Origin of the sequence: Galliscardovia ingluviei (genome assembly GCF_014635685.1) — a bacterium.
Lineage (GTDB): Bacteria > Actinomycetota > Actinomycetes > Actinomycetales > Bifidobacteriaceae > Galliscardovia > Galliscardovia ingluviei.
The window spans coordinates 13,507-38,546 of the sequence record NZ_BMDH01000001.1 but is presented as its reverse complement, the minus strand read 5'-3'; the positions used below and the strand labels follow the sequence as shown (position 1 = coordinate 38,546).

General features: G+C 46.9%; 30 protein-coding genes and 1 pseudogene. 3 read left to right on the top strand and 28 right to left on the bottom strand.

Annotation, left to right across the window (positions count from 1 at the left end):
* Positions 1 to 9: 9 nt before the first annotated feature.
* The 25 genes from rplO to IEU85_RS00095 form a co-directional block, all read right to left on the bottom strand.
* Entirely contained in the window at positions 10 to 471 is a 462-nt protein-coding gene (gene rplO / locus IEU85_RS00215; protein WP_188354254.1) for a 50S ribosomal protein L15, read from the bottom strand.
* A gap of 2 nt (positions 472 to 473) precedes the next feature.
* Positions 474 to 656, bottom strand: a complete 183-nt coding sequence (rpmD, locus tag IEU85_RS00210) for a 50S ribosomal protein L30 (protein ID WP_188354253.1) — start codon at positions 654 to 656, stop codon at positions 474 to 476.
* On the bottom strand, positions 656 to 1,387 hold the full coding sequence (rpsE, locus tag IEU85_RS00205; protein WP_188354252.1) for a 30S ribosomal protein S5: 732 nt from the start codon (positions 1,385 to 1,387) through the stop codon (positions 656 to 658). The genes rpmD and rpsE overlap by 1 nt, the downstream gene beginning before the upstream one ends.
* Positions 1,384 to 1,755, bottom strand: a complete 372-nt coding sequence (gene rplR, locus IEU85_RS00200; protein ID WP_188354251.1) for a 50S ribosomal protein L18 — start codon at positions 1,753 to 1,755, stop codon at positions 1,384 to 1,386. The genes rpsE and rplR overlap by 4 nt, the downstream gene beginning before the upstream one ends.
* Position 1,756: 1 nt before the next feature.
* Positions 1,757 to 2,296 carry a 50S ribosomal protein L6 gene (gene rplF / locus IEU85_RS00195; protein WP_188354250.1) on the bottom strand — a complete coding sequence of 180 codons (540 nt, stop codon included), beginning with the start codon at positions 2,294 to 2,296 and terminating at the stop codon, positions 1,757 to 1,759.
* A 17-nt stretch (positions 2,297 to 2,313) separates the two neighbouring features.
* A complete protein-coding gene (rpsH, locus tag IEU85_RS00190; protein WP_188354249.1) occupies positions 2,314 to 2,712 on the bottom strand; it encodes a 30S ribosomal protein S8 in 399 nt (132 codons plus the stop codon).
* A gap of 72 nt (positions 2,713 to 2,784) precedes the next feature.
* Positions 2,785 to 2,970, bottom strand: coding sequence for a type Z 30S ribosomal protein S14 (locus tag IEU85_RS00185; RefSeq protein WP_004114370.1), 186 nt, complete (start codon positions 2,968 to 2,970; stop codon positions 2,785 to 2,787).
* 1 nt (position 2,971) lies between these two features.
* Entirely contained in the window at positions 2,972 to 3,544 is a 573-nt protein-coding gene (gene rplE / locus IEU85_RS00180; protein WP_188354248.1) for a 50S ribosomal protein L5, read from the bottom strand.
* Positions 3,541 to 3,876 (bottom strand): 50S ribosomal protein L24, encoded by a 336-nt coding sequence (gene rplX, locus IEU85_RS00175; RefSeq protein WP_188354247.1) that lies wholly within the window; start codon positions 3,874 to 3,876, stop codon positions 3,541 to 3,543. Before rplX ends, rplE begins: the two co-directional genes overlap by 4 nt.
* Positions 3,877 to 4,245: a 50S ribosomal protein L14 gene (rplN, locus tag IEU85_RS00170; protein ID WP_093959612.1), complete on the bottom strand. Its 369-nt coding sequence runs from the start codon at positions 4,243 to 4,245 to the stop codon at positions 3,877 to 3,879.
* An 80-nt stretch (positions 4,246 to 4,325) separates the two neighbouring features.
* Positions 4,326 to 4,592: a 30S ribosomal protein S17 gene (gene rpsQ / locus IEU85_RS00165; RefSeq protein ID WP_188354246.1), complete on the bottom strand. Its 267-nt coding sequence runs from the start codon at positions 4,590 to 4,592 to the stop codon at positions 4,326 to 4,328.
* Between the two features lie 2 nt (positions 4,593 to 4,594).
* Positions 4,595 to 4,849, bottom strand: a complete 255-nt coding sequence (gene rpmC, locus IEU85_RS00160) for a 50S ribosomal protein L29 (RefSeq protein ID WP_188354245.1) — start codon at positions 4,847 to 4,849, stop codon at positions 4,595 to 4,597.
* On the bottom strand, positions 4,849 to 5,268 hold the full coding sequence (gene rplP / locus IEU85_RS00155) for a 50S ribosomal protein L16 (protein WP_188354244.1): 420 nt from the start codon (positions 5,266 to 5,268) through the stop codon (positions 4,849 to 4,851). The genes rpmC and rplP overlap by 1 nt, the downstream gene beginning before the upstream one ends.
* Positions 5,269 to 5,271: 3 nt before the next feature.
* Positions 5,272 to 6,087, bottom strand: a complete 816-nt coding sequence (gene rpsC, locus IEU85_RS00150) for a 30S ribosomal protein S3 (protein WP_188354243.1) — start codon at positions 6,085 to 6,087, stop codon at positions 5,272 to 5,274.
* Positions 6,087 to 6,446 (bottom strand): 50S ribosomal protein L22, encoded by a 360-nt coding sequence (rplV, locus tag IEU85_RS00145; RefSeq protein ID WP_188354242.1) that lies wholly within the window; start codon positions 6,444 to 6,446, stop codon positions 6,087 to 6,089. Before rplV ends, rpsC begins: the two co-directional genes overlap by 1 nt.
* A gap of 21 nt (positions 6,447 to 6,467) precedes the next feature.
* Entirely contained in the window at positions 6,468 to 6,746 is a 279-nt protein-coding gene (rpsS, locus tag IEU85_RS00140) for a 30S ribosomal protein S19 (protein WP_188354241.1), read from the bottom strand.
* 15 nt (positions 6,747 to 6,761) lie between these two features.
* The gene (rplB, locus tag IEU85_RS00135) at positions 6,762 to 7,592 is read right to left on the bottom strand and encodes a 50S ribosomal protein L2 (protein WP_188354240.1); all 831 of its coding nucleotides are present in this window, start codon (positions 7,590 to 7,592) and stop codon (positions 6,762 to 6,764) included.
* 30 nt (positions 7,593 to 7,622) lie between these two features.
* Complete coding sequence (rplW, locus tag IEU85_RS00130) at positions 7,623 to 7,919, bottom strand: 50S ribosomal protein L23 (RefSeq protein WP_188354239.1); 297 nt, start codon at positions 7,917 to 7,919, stop codon at positions 7,623 to 7,625.
* A 5-nt stretch (positions 7,920 to 7,924) separates the two neighbouring features.
* Positions 7,925 to 8,590, bottom strand: coding sequence for a 50S ribosomal protein L4 (rplD, locus tag IEU85_RS00125; protein WP_188354238.1), 666 nt, complete (start codon positions 8,588 to 8,590; stop codon positions 7,925 to 7,927).
* A 4-nt stretch (positions 8,591 to 8,594) separates the two neighbouring features.
* Positions 8,595 to 9,242 (bottom strand): 50S ribosomal protein L3, encoded by a 648-nt coding sequence (gene rplC, locus IEU85_RS00120; protein ID WP_188354237.1) that lies wholly within the window; start codon positions 9,240 to 9,242, stop codon positions 8,595 to 8,597.
* 17 nt (positions 9,243 to 9,259) lie between these two features.
* Positions 9,260 to 9,568, bottom strand: coding sequence for a 30S ribosomal protein S10 (gene rpsJ, locus IEU85_RS00115; RefSeq protein WP_006288664.1), 309 nt, complete (start codon positions 9,566 to 9,568; stop codon positions 9,260 to 9,262).
* Positions 9,569 to 9,959: 391 nt separating this feature from the next.
* Positions 9,960 to 10,895 carry a sugar ABC transporter permease gene (locus IEU85_RS00110; protein WP_229714653.1) on the bottom strand — a complete coding sequence of 312 codons (936 nt, stop codon included), beginning with the start codon at positions 10,893 to 10,895 and terminating at the stop codon, positions 9,960 to 9,962.
* Position 10,896: 1 nt separating this feature from the next.
* Positions 10,897 to 12,510 carry an ABC transporter permease subunit gene (locus IEU85_RS00105; protein WP_188354236.1) on the bottom strand — a complete coding sequence of 538 codons (1,614 nt, stop codon included), beginning with the start codon at positions 12,508 to 12,510 and terminating at the stop codon, positions 10,897 to 10,899.
* 147 nt (positions 12,511 to 12,657) lie between these two features.
* Positions 12,658 to 13,896, bottom strand: coding sequence for a sugar ABC transporter substrate-binding protein (locus IEU85_RS00100; protein WP_188354235.1), 1,239 nt, complete (start codon positions 13,894 to 13,896; stop codon positions 12,658 to 12,660).
* 183 nt (positions 13,897 to 14,079) lie between these two features.
* Positions 14,080 to 15,087 (bottom strand): LacI family DNA-binding transcriptional regulator, encoded by a 1,008-nt coding sequence (locus IEU85_RS00095; protein WP_188354234.1) that lies wholly within the window; start codon positions 15,085 to 15,087, stop codon positions 14,080 to 14,082.
* Between the two features lie 128 nt (positions 15,088 to 15,215).
* On the opposite strand from IEU85_RS00095, the gene IEU85_RS00090 reads away from it, so the two are divergent.
* Entirely contained in the window at positions 15,216 to 17,024 is a 1,809-nt protein-coding gene (locus IEU85_RS00090) for a glycoside hydrolase family 13 protein (protein ID WP_188354233.1), read from the top strand.
* 159 nt (positions 17,025 to 17,183) lie between these two features.
* Here the strand turns inward: IEU85_RS00090 and adhE are convergent, their stop codons facing one another.
* On the bottom strand, positions 17,184 to 19,946 hold the full coding sequence (gene adhE / locus IEU85_RS00085) for a bifunctional acetaldehyde-CoA/alcohol dehydrogenase (protein ID WP_188354232.1): 2,763 nt from the start codon (positions 19,944 to 19,946) through the stop codon (positions 17,184 to 17,186).
* Between the two features lie 318 nt (positions 19,947 to 20,264).
* Here adhE and IEU85_RS00080 point away from each other — a divergent pair, with 318 nt between their 5' ends.
* Both IEU85_RS00080 and glgX read left to right on the top strand, forming a co-directional pair.
* Entirely contained in the window at positions 20,265 to 21,560 is a 1,296-nt protein-coding gene (locus IEU85_RS00080; protein ID WP_188354231.1) for an ROK family protein, read from the top strand.
* A 69-nt stretch (positions 21,561 to 21,629) separates the two neighbouring features.
* Positions 21,630 to 23,903: pseudogene (glgX, locus tag IEU85_RS00075) on the top strand (glycogen debranching protein GlgX); the annotation flags it as partial.
* A gap of 166 nt (positions 23,904 to 24,069) precedes the next feature.
* Here the strand turns inward: glgX and rpsI are convergent.
* Both rpsI and rplM read right to left on the bottom strand, forming a co-directional pair.
* Positions 24,070 to 24,558: a 30S ribosomal protein S9 gene (gene rpsI / locus IEU85_RS00070; protein ID WP_188354229.1), complete on the bottom strand. Its 489-nt coding sequence runs from the start codon at positions 24,556 to 24,558 to the stop codon at positions 24,070 to 24,072.
* A gap of 25 nt (positions 24,559 to 24,583) precedes the next feature.
* The gene (gene rplM / locus IEU85_RS00065; RefSeq protein WP_188354228.1) at positions 24,584 to 25,033 is read right to left on the bottom strand and encodes a 50S ribosomal protein L13; all 450 of its coding nucleotides are present in this window, start codon (positions 25,031 to 25,033) and stop codon (positions 24,584 to 24,586) included.
* Positions 25,034 to 25,040 lie beyond the last annotated feature (7 nt).

The window sequence follows — 25,040 nt, the reverse complement described above, 5'->3', positions numbered from 1 at the left end:
TGCTCCCGATTACTCTTCGGAAACAGAGCCGCCAGCTGCCTCAATCTTGGACTTGGCGCTTGCGGAGACCTTTACACCCTTGAGTGTAAAAGCAACGGAGGTTTCACCCTCGCCAAGCACCTTAACTGGCTTATTAGCGCGTACTGCACCTTTTGCTACCAAGTCAGCTACAGTAACTTCGCCACCCTGTGGGAAGAGAGTTACCAAAGCATCAATGTTAACAACTTGGTATTCCTTCTTGAATGGGCTCTTGAAGCCGCGCAGCTTTGGAAGACGCATGTACAGTGGAAGCTGTCCGCCTTCAAAACCTGGGCGTACTTGGTAACGAGCCTTTGTACCCTTCATACCGCGGCCAGAGGTCTTACCCTTGGAGCCTTCACCACGACCTACGCGAATACGATCGCGCTTTGCACCTGGAGCAGGACGCAAGTCGTGCATGCGGATGATGGTGGTTTCTTCAGAATCTGCCATTATCAGTCCACCTCCTCAACGGTGACCATGTGGCGGATTCGATTGACCATACCGCGGAACATTGGATTATCTTCCTTGACCACGGACTGACCAATCTTGTGCAAGCCCAAAGCCAAAGCTGTGCGCTTCTGTGCTTCGTTCTTGTTTACGAATCCACGCTTTAAGGTGATCTTCAGGTTAGCCATCACTCACCGTCCTTCTGCTCGGAAGCCTTCTTTGCAGCAGCTTCTTCACGTGCCTTGCGTGCTTCGGCAATACCAATTGCGCGCTCACGCAGCAACATATCTGGAGCTACTTCTTCGAGGCTCAAGCCACGGCGTGCAGCAACTTCTTCTGGTTCTTCGAGCTGCTTAAGAGCATCGATTACAGCATTAACAGTGTTAATGGCGTTGCTGGATCCCATGGACTTGGTCAGGATGTCAGTAATACCAGCGCATTCCATAACTGCACGTACAGAGCCACCAGCAATTACACCAGTACCTGGAGCAGCTGGGCGGAGCAATACTGTACCTGCAGCATCGTGACCGATTACAGGATGTGTAATGGTGCCACGAACGCGTGGGATAGTGAACATGTGCTTCTTAGCATCGAGCTGTCCCTTTGCAATTGCAGCTGGGACTTCACGAGACTTACCGTAACCTACGCCAACGGTACCGTTTCCGTCACCGACTACAACGAGTGCAGCGAAGGAGAAGGTACGACCACCCTTGTGGGTCTTTGCCACGCGGTTAATAGTTACTACGCGATCGAGGAGCTCTTCGCCACGGTTTTCTTCACGACGGTTACGGCGTTCACGACGACCTTCACCGCGTCCACCGCGACGACCACGACGCTCTTCGTTATTCTGCTCGGAAGCTTCTTGAGTGTTCTGAGTGTCTTCAGCCACTTGAGTTTCCTTCACTTCGTTATCGCTCACAGTGCCAGACCTCCCTCACGGGCGCCTTCAGCAACAGCTGCGACGCGACCATGATACTTGTTGCCACCACGATCGAAAACAACTTCTTCGATACCTGCAGCCTTTGCACGTTCTGCAATCAACTCGCCAACCTTGCGAGCTGCAGCAGTCTTATCGCCTTCAAAGCCTTCGAAATCCTTGGTCAAGGTGGAAGCGCTTACCAAGGTGATGCCCTTGGTGTCATCGATAATCTGTGCAACCATGTGGCGGTTAGAACGGGACACAACTAAACGTGGGCGTTCAGCAGTGCCGGAAATGCGCTTGCGCAGGCGGGCATGACGACGGTCGCGAGCTACCTTGCTACCTTTGCCAAAAATCTTGACTGTCATTTTACTTACCAGCCTTTCCAGCCTTGCGCAGGATACGCTCATCTGCGTACTTCACACCCTTGCCCTTGTAAGGTTCTGGTGCGCGAAGCTTACGGATGTTGGCAGCAACCTGACCGACAACCTGCTTGTCAATACCCTTAACAAGGAGTTCGTTTGGATTAACTACTTCGAACTCAATGCCTTCTGGAGGGTTGACGGTGATGGTGTGGGAGTAGCCCAAGAAGAACTCGAGACCCTTGCCCTTTGCAACCACGCGGTAACCGGTGCCGACAATAAGCAGACGCTTTGCATATCCTTCGTGTACACCCTTAACCATGGATGCCACGATAGAACGAGCAAGGCCGTGCTTTGCACGAGTTGGACGAAGATCATCTACTGGAGTAAGAACAACGTTGCCGTCTTCTACTACGCCAGTAATGCCTTCTGGAATGGTGTATGAATCAGTACCCTTTGGGCCTTTGACACTGAATGCCTGGCCGTCAATGGTGACTTCGACCCCTGCCGGAATGGCGACTGGGAGCTTACCAATATGTGATGCCATTTGTTAGCTCTCCTTTCTCACCATACGTAGGCGACAATTTCGCCACCGATGCCTTCTTTGAGGCATTCCTTCTGGGTCTTCAAGCCGGAGCTTGTGGAAATAATAGCGATACCTAAACCACCGAGTGGCATTGGCAAAGCATCAGACTTTGCGTAACGACGCAAACCTGGCTTTGATACACGCTTGATACCTTCAATGCTGCGCTCACCATTTGGACCATACTTGAGTGTAACTTCGAGAGTCTGGCCTACCTTGGCTTCCTTAGCGGTGAAGTCCGCGATGTAACCTTCGCGCTTAAGAATTGCAGCAATTGCTGCTTTGAACTTGGAGTACGGCATGTCTACAGTTGCATGCTTTGCAGTACTCGCATTACGCAGACGCGTGAGCATGTCTGCGATTGGATCTGTCATTGTCATGTGGGCTTGTGCCCTTCCTCGCCGTGGTTTCCGCCGCTTAATAGTTAAGCAGCGGACCTTCAGCGTCGATGTTTACCAACTGGACTTCGTGACGCCTGGCAGCTCGCCACGGTGTGCCTTTTCTCGAAGGCATACGCGACACAGGCCAAACTTGCGATACACGGAATGTGGACGGCCGCAGACCTGGCAACGTGTGTAAGCACGTACCTTGAACTTCGGCTTGGCCGCCGCCTTATTCTTCAGAGCGGTTTTTGCCATATCAGTTCTCCTTGAACGGGAAGCCAAGGTGCTTAAGCAATACGCGAGCTTCCTTGTCGTCCTTGGTAGTGGTTACGACGGTGATGTCCATGCCACGCTGGTGATCGATTGAATCTGGATCAATCTCCAAGAACATTGACTGTTCCGTCAGGCCAAAGTTGTAATTGCCGTTTCCATCAAACTGGTCGCCGTTAATACCGCGGAAATCACGGATACGTGGCAAAGCTAGAGTCAGAAGACGATCTAGGAACTCCCACATACGGTCACCGCGCAAAGTGACGTATGCACCGATTGCTTGACCTTCACGAAGGTGGAACTGTGCAACGGACTTCTTTGCCTTGGTGATCTTTGGCTTTTGACCAGTAATAGCAGTGAGGTCACGGATTGCGCCTTCGATGAGCTTGGAGTCGCGTGCTGCGGCACCAACACCCATGGAAACTACAACCTTTTCTACACGTGCTACCTGCATTGGGTTGGAATACTTAAATTCCTTCTCCAATTCTGGAACGATTTCTTCGTTGTAGCGCTGCTTGAGGCGTGGGGTTGCTGGCGCTTCAATGGTGTTTTCGCTCATGCCAGCTCCTTTCCGGACTTCTTTGCTACGCGCACGCGTACAGTCTTGACCTTATCGCCGCGGGCTTCTTCCTTAACCACAACACCAACGCGTGTTGGCTGCTTGGTTTCTGGATCAATCACCATAACATTAGAGCGGTGAATTGGAGCCTCGGTTGGGATAATGCCTGCCTGCTGACCCTGCTGGGTTGCACGTACATGCTTCTTAACGATTTGTACGCCTTCAACGATAAGGCGATCGTTAGGAAGTACACGAAGTACTTTACCTTCCTTGCCGCGATCCTTGCCGCGAATGACCTTAACCTGGTCGCCTGTCTTGATCTTGGCTACCACTTAGATCACCTCCGGTGCAAGTGACACGATCTTCATGAACCTCTTATCACGAAGTTCGCGACCAACTGGTCCGAAGATACGTGTGCCTTTTGGTTCACGACCAGAGCCGAGAATTACAGCGGCATTCTCGTCGAACTTAATGTATGAGCCATCTGCACGACGGGTTTCTTTTACGGTACGTACAACGACTGCCTTAACGACGTCGCTCTTCTTTACCGATCCGCCTGGAATGGCATCCTTGACAGTGGCGACGATAACGTCACCAATGCCGGCATAGCGGCGCTTCGAACCACCGAGCACGCGGATTGTCAAGAGTTCCTTGGCACCCGTGTTGTCGGCGACACGAAGTCGCGATTCCTGCTGAATCATTGATTCTCCTTGCGTCGAGCCGGTCCTCCCCCAACACCCGAACTATAGTAGCATGGGTGTTGGGCGAGCCTTGCCGAACTTTACTTAGCGCGCTCCACGATGGCGCTCAAACGCCAACGCTTCGTCTTGCTCAATGGCCGAGTTTCCATAATACTCACGAGGTCGCCAATATGTGCCTCGTTGTGTTCATCATGGACCTTGACCGTGCGGTTCTTGCGAACGACCTTACCATAGAGTGGGTGAGATGAACGCAATTCCAACTCCACCGTAATGGTCTTGTCCATGGCGTCGGCCACGACATAACCACGACGGACCTTACGGAAGTTTCGCTCTTGCTTCTCAGCCATGCTTACTTCTCCTCAGTCTTTTCGGTGTCTGCAGGAGCTTGTGAAATTCCAAGCTCACGCTCGCGTAGCACCGTGTACATACGGGCAATGTCACGCTTAACGGCCTTGATACGCGACGTGTTATCGAGTTGACCAGTTGTAGCCTGGAAGCGCAAGTTGAAGAGCTCTTCCTTTGAAGAACGCAGCGCATCCTCGATTTCGGCGTTGGTCTTGGCGTTGAGATTCGCGATTGAGTAATCAGCGGTACCGATAGCCATTAGTTGTCACCACCTTCACGAGCAATAATTCTGCACTTCATTGGGAGCTTGTCGATTGCACGGCGCAGAGCCTCGCGACCGACTTCTTCAGATACGCCACCGATTTCGAACATTACACGACCTGGACGTACGTTTGCTACCCAGAATTCTGGAGCACCCTTACCGGAACCCATACGAGTACCGAGAGGCTTCTTGGTCAATGGACGGTCTGGGAAGATTGTGATCCAAACACGACCACCGCGCTTGATGTAGCGGGTCATTGCAATACGTGCAGCTTCAATCTGGCGGTTGGTAACGTATGCTGGTGCCAGAGCCTGAATACCGAGATCGCCGAATGCAATCTCGTTACCGCCCTTGGACATACCAGTACGTACTGGACGATGCTGCTTACGATACTTTGTCCTCTTAGGGATAAGCATTGTTTACTCCTTTGCTTCCGTGGCAGCTGGAGCTGCAGCCTGAGCTGGTGCTTCAGTGGTCTGTGCTGCTGGTGCAGACTGACCCTTTGAGCCCTGCTGTGCACGAGAGCCACGACGTGGGCGACGATCACCACGACGACCGCGGTTGTTCTGCTGTGCCTGCTGCTCTTCGAACTCACGCTCGGTCATGTCACCCTTGTAGATCCAGACCTTTACGCCGATACGACCGTAAGTGGTCTTTGCTTCAAAGAAGCCATAATCGATGAGTGCGCGGAGAGTTTGCAGAGGGACGCGACCTTCGCGGTAGAACTCAGAACGGCTCATTTCTGCGCCACCGAGACGACCGGAAAGCTTGATACGAATACCCTTTGCACCTGCACGCATTGCGTCCTGCTGTGCCTTGCGCATTGCACGACGGAATGTTACGCGGTTAGAAAGCTGCTCTGCAATACCTTGTGCTACGAGCTGAGCATCAATTGCAGCATTCTTAACTTCAAAAATGTTGAGCTGAACTTGCTTACCAGTGAGCTTTTCGAGCTTGGCGCGAACACGATCAGCTTCTGCACCACGACGGCCAATAACAATACCTGGACGTGCGGTGTGAATATCAACACGCACGCGGTCACGAGTACGCTCGATGGTGATACGAGATACACCAGCGCGCTCGAGATCCTTGTTCATTGCCTTGCGGATACGATCGTCTTCGAGAACGAAGTCGCTGTAACGCTCGCCGACCTTAGTGGAATCGGAGAACCAACGGCTACGATGCTGCTCGGTGATGCCCAGACGGTAGCCAAACGGGTTAATCTTTTGACCCATTATCGGGCTCCTTCCTTGTCAGCAACGATTACCGTAATGTGGCTCGTACGCTTGTTGATACGGGCAGCACGGCCTTGAGCGCGTGCACGGAACCGCTTGAGGGTTACACCTTCGTCTACGTATGTAGTTACGACCTTCAATTCGTTCTCACGGAATGGAACGCCTGCACGCTCTGCCTTGACGCGAGCATTAGCAATGGCGCTTTCCAATACCTTGCGTACTGGAACAGCTGCATCCTGTGGTGCGAACTTCAAAATGGTCACGGCTTCGGTCGCCTGCTTGCCTCGGATGAGGTTGACGACGCGGCGAGCCTTGCGCGGCGTCACGCGTACGTGACGTGCGATTGCTTTAGCTTCCATGTGTCTTTACTCTCCTCGCCTTTAGCGGCGTGCCTTCTTGTCGTCCTTAACGTGACCCTTGAAGGTCTTCGTAGGAGCGAACTCACCGAGCTTGTGTCCAACCATTGCTTCAGTGACGAACACTGGAACATGCTTGCGACCGTCATGAACGGCGAAGGTATGGCCAATGAAATCTGGGGTGATCATAGAGCGACGTGACCACGTCTTAATAACGTCGTGAGTGCCCTTTTCATTCTGTGCGTCGACCTTCTTCTGCAAGTGGGCGTCGACGAATGGGCCCTTCTTGATGCTTCGAGTCATCTTCTCGACACTTCCTTACTTGCGGTTCTTACCGGATGGACGACGACGAACGATCATCTTGTTAGATGCCTTCTTTGGACGGCGAGTACGAACTTCACCCTTACCCCATGGGGACACAGGTGGCTTACCACCGCGTGTACGACCACCGTGTGGGTGGTCCACAGGGTTCATGGATTCACCACGAGTCCATGGACGCTTACCGATCCAGCGAGCACGACCTGCCTTACCGAGCTGAATGTTAGCGTGATCAGAGTTGCCAACTTCACCTACGGTTGCACGGCAACGTGCGTCGACGTTGCGGATTTCTCCGGAAGGCATACGCAACTGAGCATATGCACCGTCTTTTGCAACAAGCTGAACAGCAGCACCAGCAGAACGTGCAATCTTTGCACCACCCAATGGGCGCAATTCGATAGCATGTACGATGGTACCGGTTGGAATGTTGCGCAATGGCAAATTATTGCCTGGCTTGATATCAGCTTCTGGGCCGGTTTCAATACGATCGCCCTGCTTTACTCCTTCTGGAGCAATGATGTAGCGCTTCTCACCATCTGCGTAGTGCAACAAAGCAATACGTGCAGAACGGTTTGGATCGTATTCAATGTGAGCTACAGTTGCTGGCACGCCGTCCTTATCCCAACGACGGAAATCGATGAGACGGTACTGACGCTTGTGACCACCACCGCGATGGCGGGAAGTCATACGACCATAAGAGTTACGACCGCCAGTCTTGGAGAGCTTACGCACCAAAGACTTTTCAGGTGTCGAACGGGTTAAATCAGAGAAATCTGAAACAGATGCGTTACGACGACCAGCAGTCATAGGCTTATATGTACGGATAGCCATAATCTAGTCCTTAACTTTCTCGGCTAACCTTCAGTTGCCGAAGATATCGATTGTTTGACCCTCAGCAACCGTGACGATGGCGCGCTTTTCATTAACACGACGGCCATAGCCTGTGCGTGTGCGAGTACGCTTGCCCTGACGATTAAGGGTATTAACGTTCGTTACCTTGACTTTGAAGATCTGCTCAATCGCCTGCTTGATCTGTACCTTGTTTGCTGATGGGGCTACAACGAATGTGTACTGACCCATATCAGAATTGGCATAGCTCTTTTCTGAGACGACTGGCTTGAGGATGATGTCGTGTGCTGGATTGTTTACAACTGCCATGACAATCAGGCCTCCTTCTGAGCCTCTGGTGCACGAGTATCAACGAACTCAGCCAATGCTTCCTTGGTGAATACTACATCTTCTGCAGTAACCACATCATAGGTGTTGAGCTGATCAACGAAGATTGGGTGCACATTGGCAAGATTGCGTACAGACAACCACTCATTTACATTGTCACGGGTAAATACCACGGTGACGAAGCGGTCCTCTAGAACGGCTTGCAAAGCAGTCTTAGCACTCTTGGTGGATGGTGTTTCGCCAATACCAAAATCAACGACATGAATACGACCTGCATTGAAGCGATCGGAAAGCATGTAGCGAAGTGCAGCTGCCTTCATCTTCTTAGGAGTGCGCTGGGAGTAGTCGCGTGGTACTGGACCATGAACTACAGCACCGCCAGCCCACTGTGGAGCACGAATGGAGCCCTGGCGAGCACGACCGGTACCCTTTTGCTTCCATGGCTTACGACCGCCGCCGGAAACGCGAGCACGATTCTTTACTGCATGAGTACCTTGACGAGCTGCAGCCAGCTGTGCCACAACAACCTGGTGAACCAGAGGAATGTGGTTAGCAACTTCTTCTTGTGCAATACCAAAGACTGAAGCTGGGGCTTCTACAGTACCTGCTGCCTGACCCTGTGCATCCGTGATATTCAGTGTTACGTTAGCCATCGTACTAGGCTCCCTTCACTGCGGAACGGACTACGACAAGGCTACCCTTTGGGCCTGGAATAGCGCCCTTGATAGCGATTACGCCGTTCTCTACGTCGGATGAAACAACTTGAAGGTTGAGCGTGGTTGCAGTTACATGACCCATACGTCCAGCCATGCGCTTGCCCTTAAGAATACGGCTTGGAGTTGCGCATGCGCCTACAGAACCTGGACGACGCTCGTTCTTGTGAGAGCCGTGGGTACGACGATAAGACTTGAAGCCCCAACGCTTAATAGTACCCGCAAAGCCCTTACCCTTGGTAGTGCCGGTGACATCTACCAAAGAACCTTCTTCGAATACTTCGCAGGTCAATTCCTGACCTGGCTCGAAGTTTTCGGTTTCCTCTGTACGGAATTCCACTAAATGACGACGTGGTGTAACGCCTGCCTTAGCGAAGTGTCCGGCGAGTGGCTTGGTAACCTTACGTGGGTCGATTGCACCGTATGCAATCTGTACAGCCTTGTAGCCGTCGCTTTCTTCGCTTTTAACAGCAGTTACTACGTTTGTGGAAACGTCAACAAGTGTAACAGGAACAAAGAAGCCGTTCTCATCCCACACCTGTGTCATACCGAGCTTGGTGCCCAGCAGAGCATTCTTGATGTTCTTACTCATACGGTTCCCTCCTCCCCTTACAACTTGATCTCAATGTTCACGTCAGCTGGCAAATCGAGACGCATCAGCGAATCAACAGCCTTTGGCGTTGGATCCACAATATCGATGAGACGCTTGTGAGTACGCATCTCAAAATGCTCACGTGAATCCTTGTACTTATGAGGAGAACGGATTACCACGAAGACGTTCTTTTCGGTGGGCAGCGGAACGGGGCCAACTACTGTTGCGCCCGCGTTCGTGACCGTCTCGACGATCTTCTTCGCCGACTGGTCGATGACCTCATGGTCATAGGACTTAAGCCTGATGCGGATTTTCTGTCCCGCCATTGCCTTCCGCCCTTTCTTGCGTGTATCGAAACTGGTTATCTAGCCTATTTGACGCATATGGGCGCACCCGTCTGGCAAGTCCAGCGGCAAAACCACATCAGTGTACAACCCTCAAACTTAGTTTGCGTTGTACGCGCTATTGAAAATACAATATATGCGAGCCAAATTAGGCAACTGTTATATTTAAGCACATGCCATACCCTAGAAAATTCCGGGCGTGTCGATATAAAAAGTACTTGATAGCAATGCTACCAAGCACTCTCTAAATTATCGTTTTCTTTGTCTATTTAATTCCTCATTATTTCTCGTCAGACTATCCTTACTTCCTTAAAAACATCAGTGCCAATAACATGAGGATTAGCAATGTGCTAAGCCACATATCCATCAGCAGTTACTTCACTGCTCCAACGGTCAGCCCTGAAACAATATATTTCTGCAAGAATAAGAAAACAACTACAACTGGTATTGCGGCGAGCACAGCACCTGAAGAGAATACCCCCCAATTTTGAGAGAAACGATCAGAAACGAAAGCATACATACCAACTGCAAGAGTCTGTTTCTCAGGAGAAACAAGAACAGTACTTGCAACTGCGTATTCGCTAACCGTACTGATGAATGACAATAAGCCAATAACAGCAAGAATTGGAGAAACAAGCGGGAGAATAATGGTAAAAAATGTTCGTGCATGACCTGCACCATCAATTTGTGCAGCTTCATCAATTTCTTTAGGAATAGTATTGAAAAAGCCATACATTAAATATGTATTCACGCCCATTGCTCCACCTAGATAGACCATAATAAGTGCAATTCGACTATTAATTCCAAGAAATGGATAAATTTCCCCAAGCTTTGTCAATAACAAATAAATAGCAACTATCGATAGTACTTGCGGAAACATTTGTACTACAATAATGGAGAGTAATCCAATACGTCTGCCCGTAAATCGCAATCTTGAAAATGCATATGCTGCTAATGCTCCAATAAATACAGAGGCTGCAGCTGTAATCAATCCAATTACCACTGTATTTACATACCAATAGGCATATGGATGCTGTGCCATATGGAAAAGTTCGTAATAATTGTCACTACTGATACTACTAAACAGGGTATTTGAAGAAACTAAAGTTCCTCGATTATTCAGTGATGCAGAAAAGATGTATAGGATTGGAAAACCGGCAAAAACGCATACGGCGATAGCGACTATATGTCTCCACCCTTGCGAACGAAGCCACACGAAGATCTTATTGAATTTTCTCTTTGTAAGATTTGAAGTCATCACATCATGACTTGCATGAGTCGAACTACTATTCCGAAGTTTATTGCTCATCCTAATTCAACTCCTCAAGCGATTTTGTAGCTTTAAAACTTATTGCCGAAACTAAGCCAACTACAAGGAAAATAATAATTGAGAAGGCACTTGCAAGCCCGTAATCACGATTAGCACCAACGAATGCGATCTTATATACCATCGAAATCAAGATATCTGTACTTCCGATGTTCATACTGCTTCCCGTTTGTACAGGACCACCCGCAGTAAGCATATAGATGAGATTAAAATTGTTGAAATTCATTGCAAAAGACGAGATCAATAATGGTGCAACTGATACTAACAACAGAGGGAATGTAATATATCGGAAAATCTTCCAGCGAGAGGCACCATCTAGTGTTGCTGCTTCTACAAGATCATGGGGAATGGACTGCAGAGCACCCATACATACAAGGAACATATATGGGAAGCCAAGCCACAGGTTTACAACAATTACCGCAATTTTTGCCAAAGTTGGAGCATGTAACCATGGAATCTCTGTACCATGGAATACTACTTGATTAATAAAACCAAATTTTTCATTGAGCATACCTGCCCATACCAATGCTGATAAAAATGCCGGAAATGCATATGGCAAAATAAGAATTGATCGATATAAGCGACGGAATTTCATACGGTCGTCATTAAGAGTAATGGCGAGAAATAAACCAAGAATAAAAGTTGTCAGCACCGAAAGCACTGAAAATTCAATTGTCCATAATAGGACGCGAAGAAATGGTTGCTGAAGTTCCTTCACTGTGAATAGTCGAATAAAATTCTGAAAGCCAACATTTACGCGCCAGCCAGGCTGTAGTGCAACCCCCGCATCATTAACAAAAGCACCTGTTCCATTATCTCGATACTGTTCATGAGTTTTAGTGTCAATCATGGTATCGCTAGATTTGTCATAGCGAAAAGTAGAAATGTATGCTGACGCAGTTTGCCCATCAGAAGTTCGTAATACTCCATCATTCGGATTTGTACTTACTGGAACAGAAAGAGAGACAATAGCACTTTGATCCTGCAATATTTGACTAAAGTTTAAAACTTTACAGTTTTGAAGTTGGGAACTGTGAATTGTACCATCTGCATTTCGTGTACCATCGATGTGATGCAACGGTTGCGTATTATCCCCAACAAGCAGTTGTTCTTCTGAATCCTGGACTATAAATGAATAGTCTGCACCACACTTTGCTACAGATAAAGGATACTTTGGAGAATCTTCTTTCTTCACTAGGGAAGACTGCATCAATGCAGTGATAGCTACTTCTTTCGTACCATTATGTCCTGTTCCATAATTTGTAAATGCGATATATGCAGAATACGAGATTGCAAAAAGTTGAAAAATAAGCAAAAGCACAATTCCGGGAGCAAGATATTTGGCAGCCAAACCATGCGAGCGCCAGTATATCCAATTGATAACTCCAGTACCCACAAGAAGAAGACCTAATACAACCCATTTGTGTTGCATGAGAAGCGCAAATGCACCGTATAGACTCATCGCATCTAACATGCCAAGCAAAACAATTTTTACGACTATAGGCAATATATTCGCACCTACATTATTGCCTACTTGCGAAACAATCCGCTTTTTCATTCTCTTTCGCTTATTCTGTATGTTTTCTTGCTTACTCATATCAACTGCCTACTTACTCTCCGGAATGTAGCTATCTCATCCAGATATCCCTGCTCTAGTCACATGTGATCCTCAGATATTGGAACAATGTGACTAGAACAGAATGAAAGAGCTACTTTCGCATAATGCATTTTCAAAGATATGGAGCTATTTATTAATTGTTTTTTGGATTTCTCCGGACATGTTATCCCATATCTGAGTAGGGTCGCCTTGTTGATTGACAATGGAAACCTCAGCGTTGTTCCAGGATTGCCAAACTGCAGACATTTCCGTAACATTTGGCATAGGAACACCTGTTTTACCAGCCTCTTCGAAGCCTTTAACAAAATCATCCTCGGCAACTTTTTCAAATGCTGAGCTCAATGCTGGAGGTAGTCCACCAGCTTTATATAAGGCTTCTTGAACTTTTTCTGTACCTACGTAATTAGTGAGAAAATTCGTAGCGGCAATTTTATTTTTTGTTTGAGAGCTAAGGAAGAAGCCATTGACTCCTACAAATGGCTGAGCAGGTTGACCTCCTGCTGACGGGATAGCACTAACTGCGACATTTAGTCCTGCTTTTTTCAAGGCCGGAATATTCCATGGGCCTGTAATGATATAAGGAGATTCTCCTGCTTCAAATTTTGATAGTGCAATATCGGCAGTTATCGAGGTACTTAAAATACCTTCTTTTGCTTGTTCAGACAACCAAGATGCAAAAGCTTTTCCTTGTTCGTTGCCAATAGTTAAGTTTTTAGCATCGTAACTGCCGTCACTGTTTTGCGCAAATACAGAAGAACCAAAGGAAGTTTGTACTGGATACATCGTGTATGCATCGCCTTGATCGCCTATCTGTAACAGATAAGGGTACTTTGCGTTTGCCTGTTTTGCAGTATTCACCATATCATCCCAAGATGTAGGTGCGTTTGGTGCAAGTTTTGTATTTCGCACTAGAGCCACATTCTCAATTGAATAAGGCAGCGCGTAAATTTTACCTTGGTAGTTAAAAGCATCAATAGATACCTTTTCAAAATCTGATTGTGCATCTCCAAGGTCGATTGGCTGTATCACACCATCAGTTGCGAGTAATCCAGTCCAATCATTTGGACCAATAGCAATATCTGGTCCTTGTCCAGCAGGCACCTGCGTAATTAAATCTTTCTGTACGGACCCTAAATCTTTTTGAATTACTTTGACATTTATACCTGTTGATTTAGTGAATGAGGATGCCACATCTTTAAGTGCAGCAGTATGGTCAGCATCCGCCCAGACCGTAATTGTTGCGTTTTTGCTCTCCGATGAGCTTGTATCTGATGTATTACCACTTGAACATGCGGATAGTCCAAGTGCGATTGTGCTTGCAGCGGCAATAATAGCCATTATCCGCCGAGTAGAAAACACTTCCATGTGTTGTCCTTTCTCTCAATACACACTGTTACTCTAATGTGTGTATCTGGCAGACAGAGTATCAGTTTCCAACATGGAAGATTTTATTTTTCTTTATCTAGACTATTTTTTTCAGAAATTTGCAATAATATTTTCAGTTCTTTCTTCTATTTGCATATTTGATTTAATTGTGAATCATATACTTTATCCGCGTTTAATACCGGTAGATGCTCTTACCACAAGTTCGGGTGGAAACAACGATTCTTCACAGTTAATAGTATTTCCTCGAATATCGTCAATTAAAACTCGTGTTGCATAGGATCCCATGGCCATCATAGGCTGACGAATCGTCGTCAATGCGGGTTGAGTATACCCCATAATCGTTGAATCGCCATATCCGACGATGGATATATCACGAGGAATATTCTTCCCATGTTGTGTTAATGCATGTATAGCTCCCAGTGCTAGTAAATCTGAACTGCAAATAATCGCACTCATTCCCTTAGCATATAGTCTTAGAGCTCCAGCATATCCGCCTTCTTCAGCCGCAAAACTAATATCAATACACTGACTATGCTCTCCCCCGAAGGTTCGATGCATTGCCTGTAGATATCCATCTTTAAGGCGCATTGCCATAATTGATGTATCTGAATCAAGTAGTAATCCAATATGTTTATGCCCTAACATTGCCAAATGTTGTACCGCAATTTGACCGGCAGCTTGTCCATCACAAGAAATACACGGAGCATCTATGCCATCGACACAACCATTAATAAACACAATTGGTAGATGCTGCTCAATCAGACTTTGATATGCATCAGCATTGCTAGTGGTATCTGCATGCTCACCTTCTACAAACATAATTCCCGAAACACCACGATCCAAAAGCATCCCCACATACTCATCTTCACTAGCACTATCGTGGCTCTGAATACAAACAACAGGCGTATATCCTTGACGAACTAGATTTGTTTGCACTACCTGCGCAAATAACGGATAAATAGGGTTTTCCATTGTCGGCAAAATCAATCCAATCAGACCAGAACTACGTGGTCGTAACCCTCTTGGACGTTCAAAACCAAGCACGTCAATTGCTGTAAGTACCGCCCTTCTCATTTGCGGGCTAACACCAGACTTTTCATTAAGCACGCGCGATACTGTTGCTTTACTCACTGCGGCTTGGCGTGCTATTTCTTCTAATTTTGATGCCATATTAGAAATTATACATCTTTAGAAAAAATTTTCAGATTTGAGAAATACCGATTCATAATAATGAAAATTCTAAACTCAGCAACTTATCGCCAGTAATGTAGAAGTACTCATTGTGGAGGAGATTATTTATGCTTACTACACTACAGCTTTACCAAACACCACTGGCTCATCATGACGGTTCAGGACTTTATGTGGATAACCCACAACCTAATCTCCACGATACTGTAATCTTACGAATACGAACATCAATCCAATTTCGAATTCGCCAAGTCTATGTGCGTACAGTACGCGATGGGGAGCCAAAGTACATACAAGCTTCAATAGATAAGCTCACACAAAAAGAGATATGGTGGAAAGTTCCTCTTGTAATTACTAACTCTGTAACACACTATCGATTTCTCTGTATCAGTGATACCCCTCCTACCCACCATTGGCTCAACGCACGAGGACTATGTACATATATGCCTTCTGACGCATATGATTTTGCACTCACAACATATCATGTACCTCAGTGGACTCGCGATGCCGTTATGTATCAAATTTTTCCGGATCGCTTTGCTTTGTCTACTCTGCACCCATTAGCCTCTCAAGAATACCCATCTTGGGCACACCATAGCAATTGGAATGAGCCAATTCAGCCGTACCCGCAAAATATGCAACAGTTTTATGGAGGATCCTTATGGGGTATTATAGAGCATCTCAATCATGTAGAACAACTCGGAATTAACCTTATATACCTCACCCCATTCTTTCCCTCTCGTTCAAATCATCGCTATGACGCATCTTCTTTCCATGAGGTTGACCCACTCTTGGGAGGTAATAGCGCATTACAAGAATTAATATCTCAAGCACACAAAAAAGGCATAAAAGTCATTGGTGATCTCACACTCAATCATTCAGGCTCATCGCACCCATGGTTTCTTAAAGGTAGAGACTGTCCAGACTCTGAGGAACACAATTTCTATTACTTTGATAGCACACTACCCATTGGATACGCTTCATTCAGCGGTGTTTCTTCTCTTCCAAAATTCAATCACAGCAATATGGAATTACGCAAAAGACTATATGAAGGAGCACAATCATCAACCGCATATTTTATGCGTGAATTCAATTTAGACGGATGGCGCATTGACGTAGCTCAATCCGCAGGTATATATGGTGCAGATAACTTTAATCATGATGTAGCGCGTATTACTCACAACACTATGCAACAAGTAAACCCAGAAAGCTTACTACTTGCAGAACATCAATTTGACGCTTCTGAGTCACTTCAGGGAGACGGATGGCAAGGCACCATGGCCTACGCTGGATTTACCAAACCTGTGTGGGCTTGGCTGACTGATCATCGAGAGCATAACGACTGGGGCGCCCCTGGTGGATCTGATCAGTATGACGGCATACAAATGGTGGAATCCATAAAGGAAAATCAAGCACGAATTCCATGGCAAACACTACTTACAGACATGACTCTGCTAGACTCACACGACACGGCACGTTTTGCTTCTGTAGCAACCCAATATTACAAACTCGGTATCGTATTACAATTTACCTTCCCCGGCATTCCTTCGGTATATTACGGTGATGAAATTGGACTTCATGGAACAAGTCTAGATGATGGTCGTCAACCTTTCCCGTGGAATCATAGCCAATGGGATACAGCAACACTCGACTTGTATAAGCACATTATCGCTTTGCGACATAATCATTCCGCATTGCGCACAGGTGGGTTACGATGGCTACACGTAGATCACGAGTTTGTAATTTTTGCCAGAGAAAACTCGGATGAGACTCTTCTTATCACCATCAATCGCGGATCTCATTCACCAGTTATCAGTCCAATAAACGCCCATGATTTACTTAGCGGACAATTATTGCACAAGGGAGATCCTATACCTGCAGATGCGAATACTGCATTCATATGGCAAGTTGAACAATAATTTACTCAATACGCAATAATTTACTCAATTCGCGCATAACATAGCATGTTTCTGGTAACAACAGCAAGCACAAGGGGTGCTCAGCATAATTGCTAAGCACCCCTTAACTCTGTGTATTCGTAAATCTTGTATTACCGTATATATACGATCTACACAGGTTTACTCTGCTACGCGCTCAGATGCTTCTTCTACTGCAAAGCGTCCTTCACGATCCACACGCAAGCGGTGTCCTTCTTCTTGAGGAACGCCATAATATGCCGCAATAGCAATATCTTTCATATCCTCAATCATTGGCACTCGTGGATTTGCTGGGGTGCACTGATCCTCATATGCACGCATACCGATTTGATCAAGCACACTCCAGAATTCTTCTTCATCCACACCGCACTCCTGGAAGCTGCGATTCATGCCCAGCTTGTTATCACGGTAGTCTTCTACTGCGCGAGCGAGGTTTTCTACAGCTTCTGCATCACTGTTGCCAGTATCCACGCCAAGCACGTGTGCGAGCTGAGCATAGCGTGCTGGCGCAATGTACTTATTGTACTTTGGCCAGCTGGTTGGCTCTAATGGAGTCTGTCCATTGTAACGAATGATATATGGCAGCAGAATGGAATTGGTACGACCGTGTGCAATATTGCACAGTGCGCCAATAGTGTGGCTCATGCCGTGGCACATACCAAGGAATGCCGAACCAAATGCCATACCTGCCATCGTACCAGCATTGTGCATACGCTCTTGTGCATCGGTCTTTGCCAAACCAGGTTCACCATTTACTGATTCTGCTAAGTTATCCCAAATGAGCTTTGCCGCATGTAATGCCATAGCATCGGTGTAATCATTAGCATATACCGAGACAAATGCTTCAAATGAGTGCGTAAGAGCATCAAAACCAGAATCAGAAGCCAATTTGCGTGGCTGAGTGCGAGCCAATACTGGATCCACAATAGCTACTGATGGTGTTAATGCATAGTCAGTAATTGGGTACTTGTATCCAGTCTTGTGGTCGGTAATCACTGCAAATGGGGTGACTTCAGAGCCTGTACCAGAAGAAGTAGGAATGCATACCAGCTTGGCTTTGCTTCCCAGTGGTGGAATCTTGAATGCGCGCTTACGAATATCGAAGAACTTCTCACGCACATCAGAGAAGGAGATTTCTGGGTGCTCATACAGAAGCCACATAATCTTTGCAGCATCCATTGGAGAACCGCCACCAACAGCAATAATAGTGTCTGGCTCGAACTCTTCGCGCATCATTTCTGCGCCTTTTTCTACAGTTTCTACTGATGGTTCAGGCTCTACATAATCAATAATGCGGAAAGTGACGCGGTTGGCGCGAGAACGCAACTGGTCGATAATTTTATCGACAATGCCAAGCTGCTCCATCATCTTATCGCAGATAATAACAGCTTTTTCAATGCCATACATATCACGCAAGTACTTTACTGCATTAGGCTCAAAGTATGTTTTGGAAGGAATCTTGAACCACTGCATGTTGTTGTTCCTCCGTGCAATGCGCTTGACGTTAATTAAATTGACTGCTTGAACATTTCCTGCAACTGAGTTGCCACCATAAGATCCACAACCGAGGGTCAGTGATGGTGCGATGGAATTGTAGATATCACCAATACCACCAAGTGAGCTTGGCTGATTCCATACAATGCGGCAAGCGTGCATGCGCTGACCATACTCGCGTACGAGCTCTTGGTTATTCGTGTGAATAGCAGCCGTATGTCCTTCGCCAAGGCGCAGCATAGCTTCACACATCTGCATGCCTTGCTCCATATTGTCATACTTCAACAGTGCATGTACTGGAGCAAGTTTCTCGTGAGTTAATGGCTCATCATCAGAAACTTCTTTACATTCTGCAATCAAAATAGTGGTGTCTGCTGGAATATCAAATCCTGCTTCTTTGGCGATGAAGTGTGGGGACTTTCCAGGCACGATTGAGTTAAGCGTTGGTTTGCCACCTGAATATGCTGTGCAGCCGAACATGTATTGTTCTAGTTTTGCCTTTTCATCAGCATTAACAAAGTATGCACGACGTGCGCGCAATTCCTTTACGAGTGCGGCATAAATATCCTTGTGTGCGATAATAGCCTGCTCTGTGGCGCAGATCATGCCGTAATCGAAGTGCTTAGACAGTACGAGATCGTTGGCCACGCGCACAATATCAACATCGCGGTCGATAAGCGCTGGAGCATTACCTGCACCTACGCCCAGTGCTGGCTTGCCGGAGGAGTATGCAGCACGTACCATGCCAGGACCGCCAGTGGCAAGAATAGTAGCAACACCTGGGTGCTTCATCAATGCGCCAGTGGCGTCGATTGATGGGTGTTCAATCCACTGAATGCAGTTTGCTGGAGCGCCTGCTTCAATAGCTGCATCACGCACAATACGAGCAGCTTCGATAGAGCTCTGCTGTGCGCCTGGGTGGAAACCAAATACAATTGGGCAGCGTGTTTTCAGAGCAATCAAAGACTTAAAGATAGTAGTTGATGTTGGATTGGTTACTGGGGTCACGCCTGCAACTACGCCTACTGGTTCAGCAACTTCGTCAATACCGAGGACATCATCTTCGCGAATGATGCCTACTGTGCGCTGTCCTGCCAAGTAGTTGGTAATGTGTTCACATGCAAAAATATTCTTAGTGGCTTTATCTTCTACCAGACCACGTCCAGTTTCATCAACAGCCATTTTTGCAAGTACTAAATGCTTGTTTAGGGCAGCAATAGATGCCTTGGCTACGATGCGGTCGACTTGCTTTTGATTGAGGCCTTCAAATTCACGCAGAGCAACTTGTGCACGCTCTACCAGCTGATTTACTTCTTGTTCGGCTTGAGCTTTCTTATCTGCTGCCTTCTGAGCCACAGCTTGTTCATTTTGTGCTGACACTGCCGACTTTGCGGTCTTCTCCTGTGCCATACGTCCTCCTTGTGTTCAGTTGCATTACCACAACTGTCCATGTTTGTGTGATATGCCTCACATCTTAATGGCACAGCAATAATCTTCCAGCAGATACCCGCTTGTTAGTTTTTTATGTTTGTTTTGTCTATATTTGTTTGTTATATATTAGTAATTGTTAATTTTATCCATATAATATAACACCTTAATTCCCAAAAAGCACATAAAGTCAATAAGCCACACACTCAGAAATACAACTTTTATCAATATGGTTATTAAAAGTATTTCCCCTACCTTAACTTTTATAAAGTGCATTATTAAAAGTGATATACTGGCAATATGTCCACTGCACAACACATCACTCACCAACCACACCAATCTGCGCCCACAACCAAACAACACAGCACGCCTGCTCCCAAGCAGCCCAACAATCCCCAGAAGCTTCCCCAATCTGCACAGCGAATTGTGCAATACCTAGCAGCACACCATAATGCTACAAAACAAGAACTTAAAACAGCTTGTAACCTCAGCCTACCAACTATTAATCACGCTGTATCCACACTACAAGCCCAGCATATTATTGTCGAAAGCGAGCGTAGAGCTTCTACAGGAGGTAGAGCAGCACTTGCTTATGCCTATAATCCAAATCACCGTATAGCCCTTGGTGTTTCAGTAAATAATGCACATGTCGTTGTCATCGCTACTGATATGCGCGGCAATATTGTACTCACTACGGAACGCACTATGGTTTTGCGCACAGATTCTACTGCAGATATTCCTGTATGCGTAGAGATAATTCGCACCGCTATCACCCAATTAGAACGCAATCCCCTGTACGGACCTGTTGCAGGTATTACCATCACTGTATCTACCAATAAACCTAATGCCGCTTTGCGACCAGCTAATCTACCAGTCACACTTACGACTATGTGGAGCGCTGATGCCTTTGAACGAGCATTACACATTCCTTGCACTATGGTCACGCATACTTTGGCGAATGCACAAGCAGAATTAACACAGCAATCAGTACAATCTGCCATATTTTTATGTATCGGTACACACCCAGATGGCATTGTCATGATTAATGGACGCGCATTACAACCGCCAGTTTTGCAAGCAACTTCACCACGTATTACCAGATCTACCCGTTCAAACACGGCACTTTCACAACCAGCGCCCACCGCATCCCCCCTGTCATCGCGTTTTGCTCATATGCCAGTTGATCCCAATGGTCCACAGTGTTCATGTGGTCAGCATGGCTGTTTTACAGCACTGTGTTCCTTGAGCACACTTCCAGAGGACTATGAAAGTATTCCTGGATTTTTCTCCGTGCTTGACCAAGGCGAAGCAGAGCATAAACGACGCATGAATACTTGGCTTTCCAATATTGCGCACGTTATTGTGCTAGCACAATCTTTTATTGATTTGCCCGTGATTATTGGTGGAGACGCTGCTATGTTTCTTGCCGATGATGATTTTCATGCCTTGCAGCAGCGCGTACATCAGCTTTCAACGATTCCTACACAAAGTCCAATTTTGCGCAGTGTCAGTATGCAACATCAAGATGCTTATGGTGCAGCTATTCTTATCGCATTGCGTGAGCGTGAGCGTTATGGCACACTGGCAAGCCAATAGTCACAGTTCTTATGCAGTTTGTTATGCACATTGTTATACAAACTCAAAAAAGCGCCCTACAATAGCAGTATGAGAAACCCATCATTACACCGGTATGCAACCAGACCAGGCCTCTATTTAACGGACGACGGAGGCGCCGATGTTATCGTATGGTCAGAGACCGCACAGCACATGTGGGTTAGCGTTATTGAAGATTTGCATGAGCCAAGTGTTTACTATGATATTGCCACTCCTTTGGCTCAAGATCACACCTTAGCATTACCGGAAAGTTTGCAACTGTATCCAGTGGCTGTTCGCGAGGTGCCAAAAGTAGGCTTACGCGAGACCCTATTTGCTATGCAAGGTCCAGAATATGGCATGTGGTCAGTACATATCCCGTACCTCAAAGACGGCATGCGATATGGTATACGCGCTGACGGCGCTTGGAATCCAAAACGCGGTGTGCAGTTTAACCCATATAAAATTTTGCTCGACCCGTGTGGTAAAGGCATTGATGGGCAGATGCAATTAGTACCTGAAGCATTTTCATATGAGTGCAGTATCGATGCGCAGGGTAATATTTCTGGGTCTGCATATGGCCCTATGAGTAAACTGGATTCGCTTGGATTTGTTCCGCTTTCTGTAGTAATTGACGATAGAGACGAACATAAGCATGCTGGAGATCCTGAACATCCACACGTGCCGTGGAGTACTACTATTCTCTACGAATTGCATGTTAAAGGTTTCACTCAGACTGCACCGTGGCTTCCAGAGGAATTACGTGGCACATATGCCGGTCTTGCTCATCCGCAAACGATTACTTATCTGCAACGATTAGGCATTACTTCCGTTGAACTTCTGCCAATTTTTGCGAAACAAACCGAGGTTGCTGTAGCTCAGCGCGGACTGACTAATTATTGGGGCTACTCGACTTTAGGCTATTTTGCTCCTGAACCTTCCTATGCTACAGCTCGCGCTCAACGTGCTGGCGCTCAAGCGGTACGTCAAGAAGTTATTGACATGGTGCGAGCACTACATGAGGCTGGTATTGAAGTAATTTTAGATGTGGTCTATAACCACACGTGCGAATCTGGTAATGAAGGTCCTACTGTTTGTTGGCGCGGACTTGATAGTGCAAGCTACTATAGGCGGCAAAACGATAATCCTGGGGCTCTCCTAGATACTACAGGGTGTGGCAATACGCTTGATTTTTCTAATACGCGCGTGATTTCCTATGCTATTGATTCTCTGCGTTACTGGGCTAAGCGTATTGGTGTTGATGGGTTCCGTTTCGATTTAGCGGCAAGTTTGGCGCGCTTAGATGGTCAGTTTAGTAAGCATCATCCATTTTTGTATGAGTTACGCACTGATATGGTATTAGGTAATCTGAAAATGATTATGGAACCATGGGATCTGGGTGAATCTGGCTGGCGTACCGGCCAATTTGGTATTCCTTTTGCAGAATGGAATGACAAGTTTAGGGATGCCACGCGCACATTTTGGCTTACTGATATTCATAATCTTGATACTGGTCTGCAACCACATGTTGGTATGCAAGAGATTGCAACACGATTGTGTGGATCAGCAGATTTATTTGCTACTGACCCTGGTCGTGGCGCTGTGGCTTCTATCAATATTGTGGCGTGCCACGATGGTATGACTCTTGGCGATTTGACGCGCTATAGCCATAAGCATAACGAGGCTAACGGTGAAAACGGCTTGGATGGTTCTGATAATAATCATGCTACGAATTTTGGTGTAGAAGGTCCAAGTACTAACCCTGCTGTGAATACGAGGAGACAGCGTGCGCAGCTTAATCTACTCGGCATGATGCTGATGAGTTTAGGCACACCAATGTTGCTGGCAGGTGACGAGTTTGGCAATACACAGTTCGGCAATAATAATGCATACGCGCAGGATAATGAGATTTCTTGGCTTGATTGGAGCTGGTATCATGCCAATGAAACGACATGTGAACATCAATCTGCCCAAATGCATCAATTGCTTGCAGTACGTAAGTTAATTGCTTTGCGCAAAACTATTGAGCAGTATCAGCATGAGGAATTCTTTACGCTACTTTCGCTGCTTGGGCTTCTCAAACCGTCAAGTAGAGTGCAATGGTATTTACCTGATGGAACCACACCTATGGAGCGTGACTGGTTCGATCATCATGTGCGAGCATTTAGTATGCGTCTTGCTTCAAAACATCGCAAAGACGTTATTATTGTAGTCAACGGTACTATTGAAGATTTGAATATGAAACTGCCAGATGATTGTCGCTGGCGCTTGTTGTGGAGTTCTTCTGATCAGGAGCCGTCTTGTCCGCTTAATACGGAGTCTTGGCTGATGCATCAGGATTCTATTGCCCTGTTTACTGTTGAATAGCAACGTAGGAGTAAACAATGCAGGGAAAAATGCAGAGATAAAGTGCTGGAATATACAGCGTAGGTATTAGCAGAACCTGGCCTTTACGACGAAACCCTCGAAACCTTGCGGAATCGAGGGTTTTGAAGTACGTAAGTACGTAAGCTTAACGCTTTGAGTACTGTGGAGCACGGCGTGCCTTGTGCAGACCAGCCTTCTTGCGTTCCACAACGCGAGCGTCACGAGTCAAGAATCCTGCGCGCTTCAAAGCAATGCGGTTTGCATCACGATCGATAGCGTTCAGTGCACGTGCTACGCCCAAACGAATTGCACCTGCCTGACCGGTGGTGCCACCACCGTCGACGAGTACGATAACGTCAAACTTGTTTTCGAGCTTCAGCAAAACGATTGGAGAATTCACTTCACGCTGCTGAATCTTACCTGGGAAGTACTCTTCCAAAGTACGACCATTGATGGTCCACTTGCCGGAGCCTGGTACGAGACGTACACGGGCTACAGCTTCCTTACGACGACCAGTGCCATAGCCTGGAGCGATTGTGGAAGTACCGGTGCCTGCACCAGCGTTGGTTTCGGAAGTGTACTGGGTCAGTTCTTCCTCGGTCTCCTGGACCGCGGCATTGTTATTCTCAGCCATGATGCTGCTTTCCTTTCGGTCCTAGTTACTTAGCCTGCTGGGAGACCTGAGCGATCTCATAGACGGCTGGGTTCTGGCTTGCATGTGGGTGCTGATCGCCGCGATAAATGCGCAGACGATTGAGCTGTACCTTTGCCAAGCGATTCTTTGGAAGCATACCCTTAACGGCAGCACGAATCATGCGTTCTGGATTCTTTTCCAGCAACTCGCCGTAGCTGTCAGCGCGAAGTCCGCCTGGGAAACCAGAATGCTGGTAAAGGTTCTTGCCCAACTTATTGCCAGTCAAAGCAATCTTGTCAGCATTGATGATAATAACATTGTTACCACCATCAGCATGTGGAGCGAAAGTTGGCTTATTCTTGCCACGCAACAACGTAGCTGCAGTAGTTGCAAGACGACCGAGCACTACATCAGTGGCGTCGATTACGTACCACTCATGGCTCAAATCGTTAGGCTTCGGAGTGAAAGTTTTCACGATGACC

Coding starts and splice junctions, on each gene's coding strand:
- IEU85_RS00110 (WP_229714653.1), bottom strand. CDS start 10,895: ATGAGCAATAAACTTCGGAATAGTAGTTCGACTCATGCAAGTCATGAT.
- rplD (WP_188354238.1), bottom strand. CDS start 8,590: ATGGCTAACGTAACACTGAATATCACGGATGCACAGGGTCAGGCAGCA.
- rpsC (WP_188354243.1), bottom strand. CDS start 6,087: ATGGGTCAAAAGATTAACCCGTTTGGCTACCGTCTGGGCATCACCGAG.
- rpsI (WP_188354229.1), bottom strand. CDS start 24,558: ATGGCTGAGAATAACAATGCCGCGGTCCAGGAGACCGAGGAAGAACTG.
- IEU85_RS00105 (WP_188354236.1), bottom strand. CDS start 12,510: ATGAGTAAGCAAGAAAACATACAGAATAAGCGAAAGAGAATGAAAAAG.
- rpsH (WP_188354249.1), bottom strand. CDS start 2,712: ATGACAATGACAGATCCAATCGCAGACATGCTCACGCGTCTGCGTAAT.
- rpmC (WP_188354245.1), bottom strand. CDS start 4,849: ATGGCTATCGGTACCGCTGATTACTCAATCGCGAATCTCAACGCCAAG.
- rplB (WP_188354240.1), bottom strand. CDS start 7,592: ATGGCTATCCGTACATATAAGCCTATGACTGCTGGTCGTCGTAACGCA.
- rplC (WP_188354237.1), bottom strand. CDS start 9,242: ATGAGTAAGAACATCAAGAATGCTCTGCTGGGCACCAAGCTCGGTATG.
- rplE (WP_188354248.1), bottom strand. CDS start 3,544: ATGAGCGAAAACACCATTGAAGCGCCAGCAACCCCACGCCTCAAGCAG.
- rplN (WP_093959612.1), bottom strand. CDS start 4,245: ATGATTCAGCAGGAATCGCGACTTCGTGTCGCCGACAACACGGGTGCC.
- IEU85_RS00100 (WP_188354235.1), bottom strand. CDS start 13,896: ATGGAAGTGTTTTCTACTCGGCGGATAATGGCTATTATTGCCGCTGCA.
- IEU85_RS00090 (WP_188354233.1), top strand. CDS start 15,216: ATGCTTACTACACTACAGCTTTACCAAACACCACTGGCTCATCATGAC.
- rplW (WP_188354239.1), bottom strand. CDS start 7,919: ATGGCAGTTGTAAACAATCCAGCACACGACATCATCCTCAAGCCAGTC.
- rplF (WP_188354250.1), bottom strand. CDS start 2,296: ATGGCATCACATATTGGTAAGCTCCCAGTCGCCATTCCGGCAGGGGTC.
- IEU85_RS00185 (WP_004114370.1), bottom strand. CDS start 2,970: ATGGCAAAAACCGCTCTGAAGAATAAGGCGGCGGCCAAGCCGAAGTTC.
- rplP (WP_188354244.1), bottom strand. CDS start 5,268: ATGCTTATCCCTAAGAGGACAAAGTATCGTAAGCAGCATCGTCCAGTA.
- rplR (WP_188354251.1), bottom strand. CDS start 1,755: ATGACAGTCAAGATTTTTGGCAAAGGTAGCAAGGTAGCTCGCGACCGT.
- rpmD (WP_188354253.1), bottom strand. CDS start 656: ATGGCTAACCTGAAGATCACCTTAAAGCGTGGATTCGTAAACAAGAAC.
- rpsS (WP_188354241.1), bottom strand. CDS start 6,746: ATGACTCGAAGCATCAAGAAGGGCCCATTCGTCGACGCCCACTTGCAG.
- IEU85_RS00080 (WP_188354231.1), top strand. CDS start 20,265: ATGTCCACTGCACAACACATCACTCACCAACCACACCAATCTGCGCCC.
- adhE (WP_188354232.1), bottom strand. CDS start 19,946: ATGGCACAGGAGAAGACCGCAAAGTCGGCAGTGTCAGCACAAAATGAA.
- IEU85_RS00095 (WP_188354234.1), bottom strand. CDS start 15,087: ATGGCATCAAAATTAGAAGAAATAGCACGCCAAGCCGCAGTGAGTAAA.
- rplO (WP_188354254.1), bottom strand. CDS start 471: ATGGCAGATTCTGAAGAAACCACCATCATCCGCATGCACGACTTGCGT.
- rpsJ (WP_006288664.1), bottom strand. CDS start 9,568: ATGGCGGGACAGAAAATCCGCATCAGGCTTAAGTCCTATGACCATGAG.
- rplV (WP_188354242.1), bottom strand. CDS start 6,446: ATGGAAGCTAAAGCAATCGCACGTCACGTACGCGTGACGCCGCGCAAG.
- rpsQ (WP_188354246.1), bottom strand. CDS start 4,592: ATGGCTGAGAAGCAAGAGCGAAACTTCCGTAAGGTCCGTCGTGGTTAT.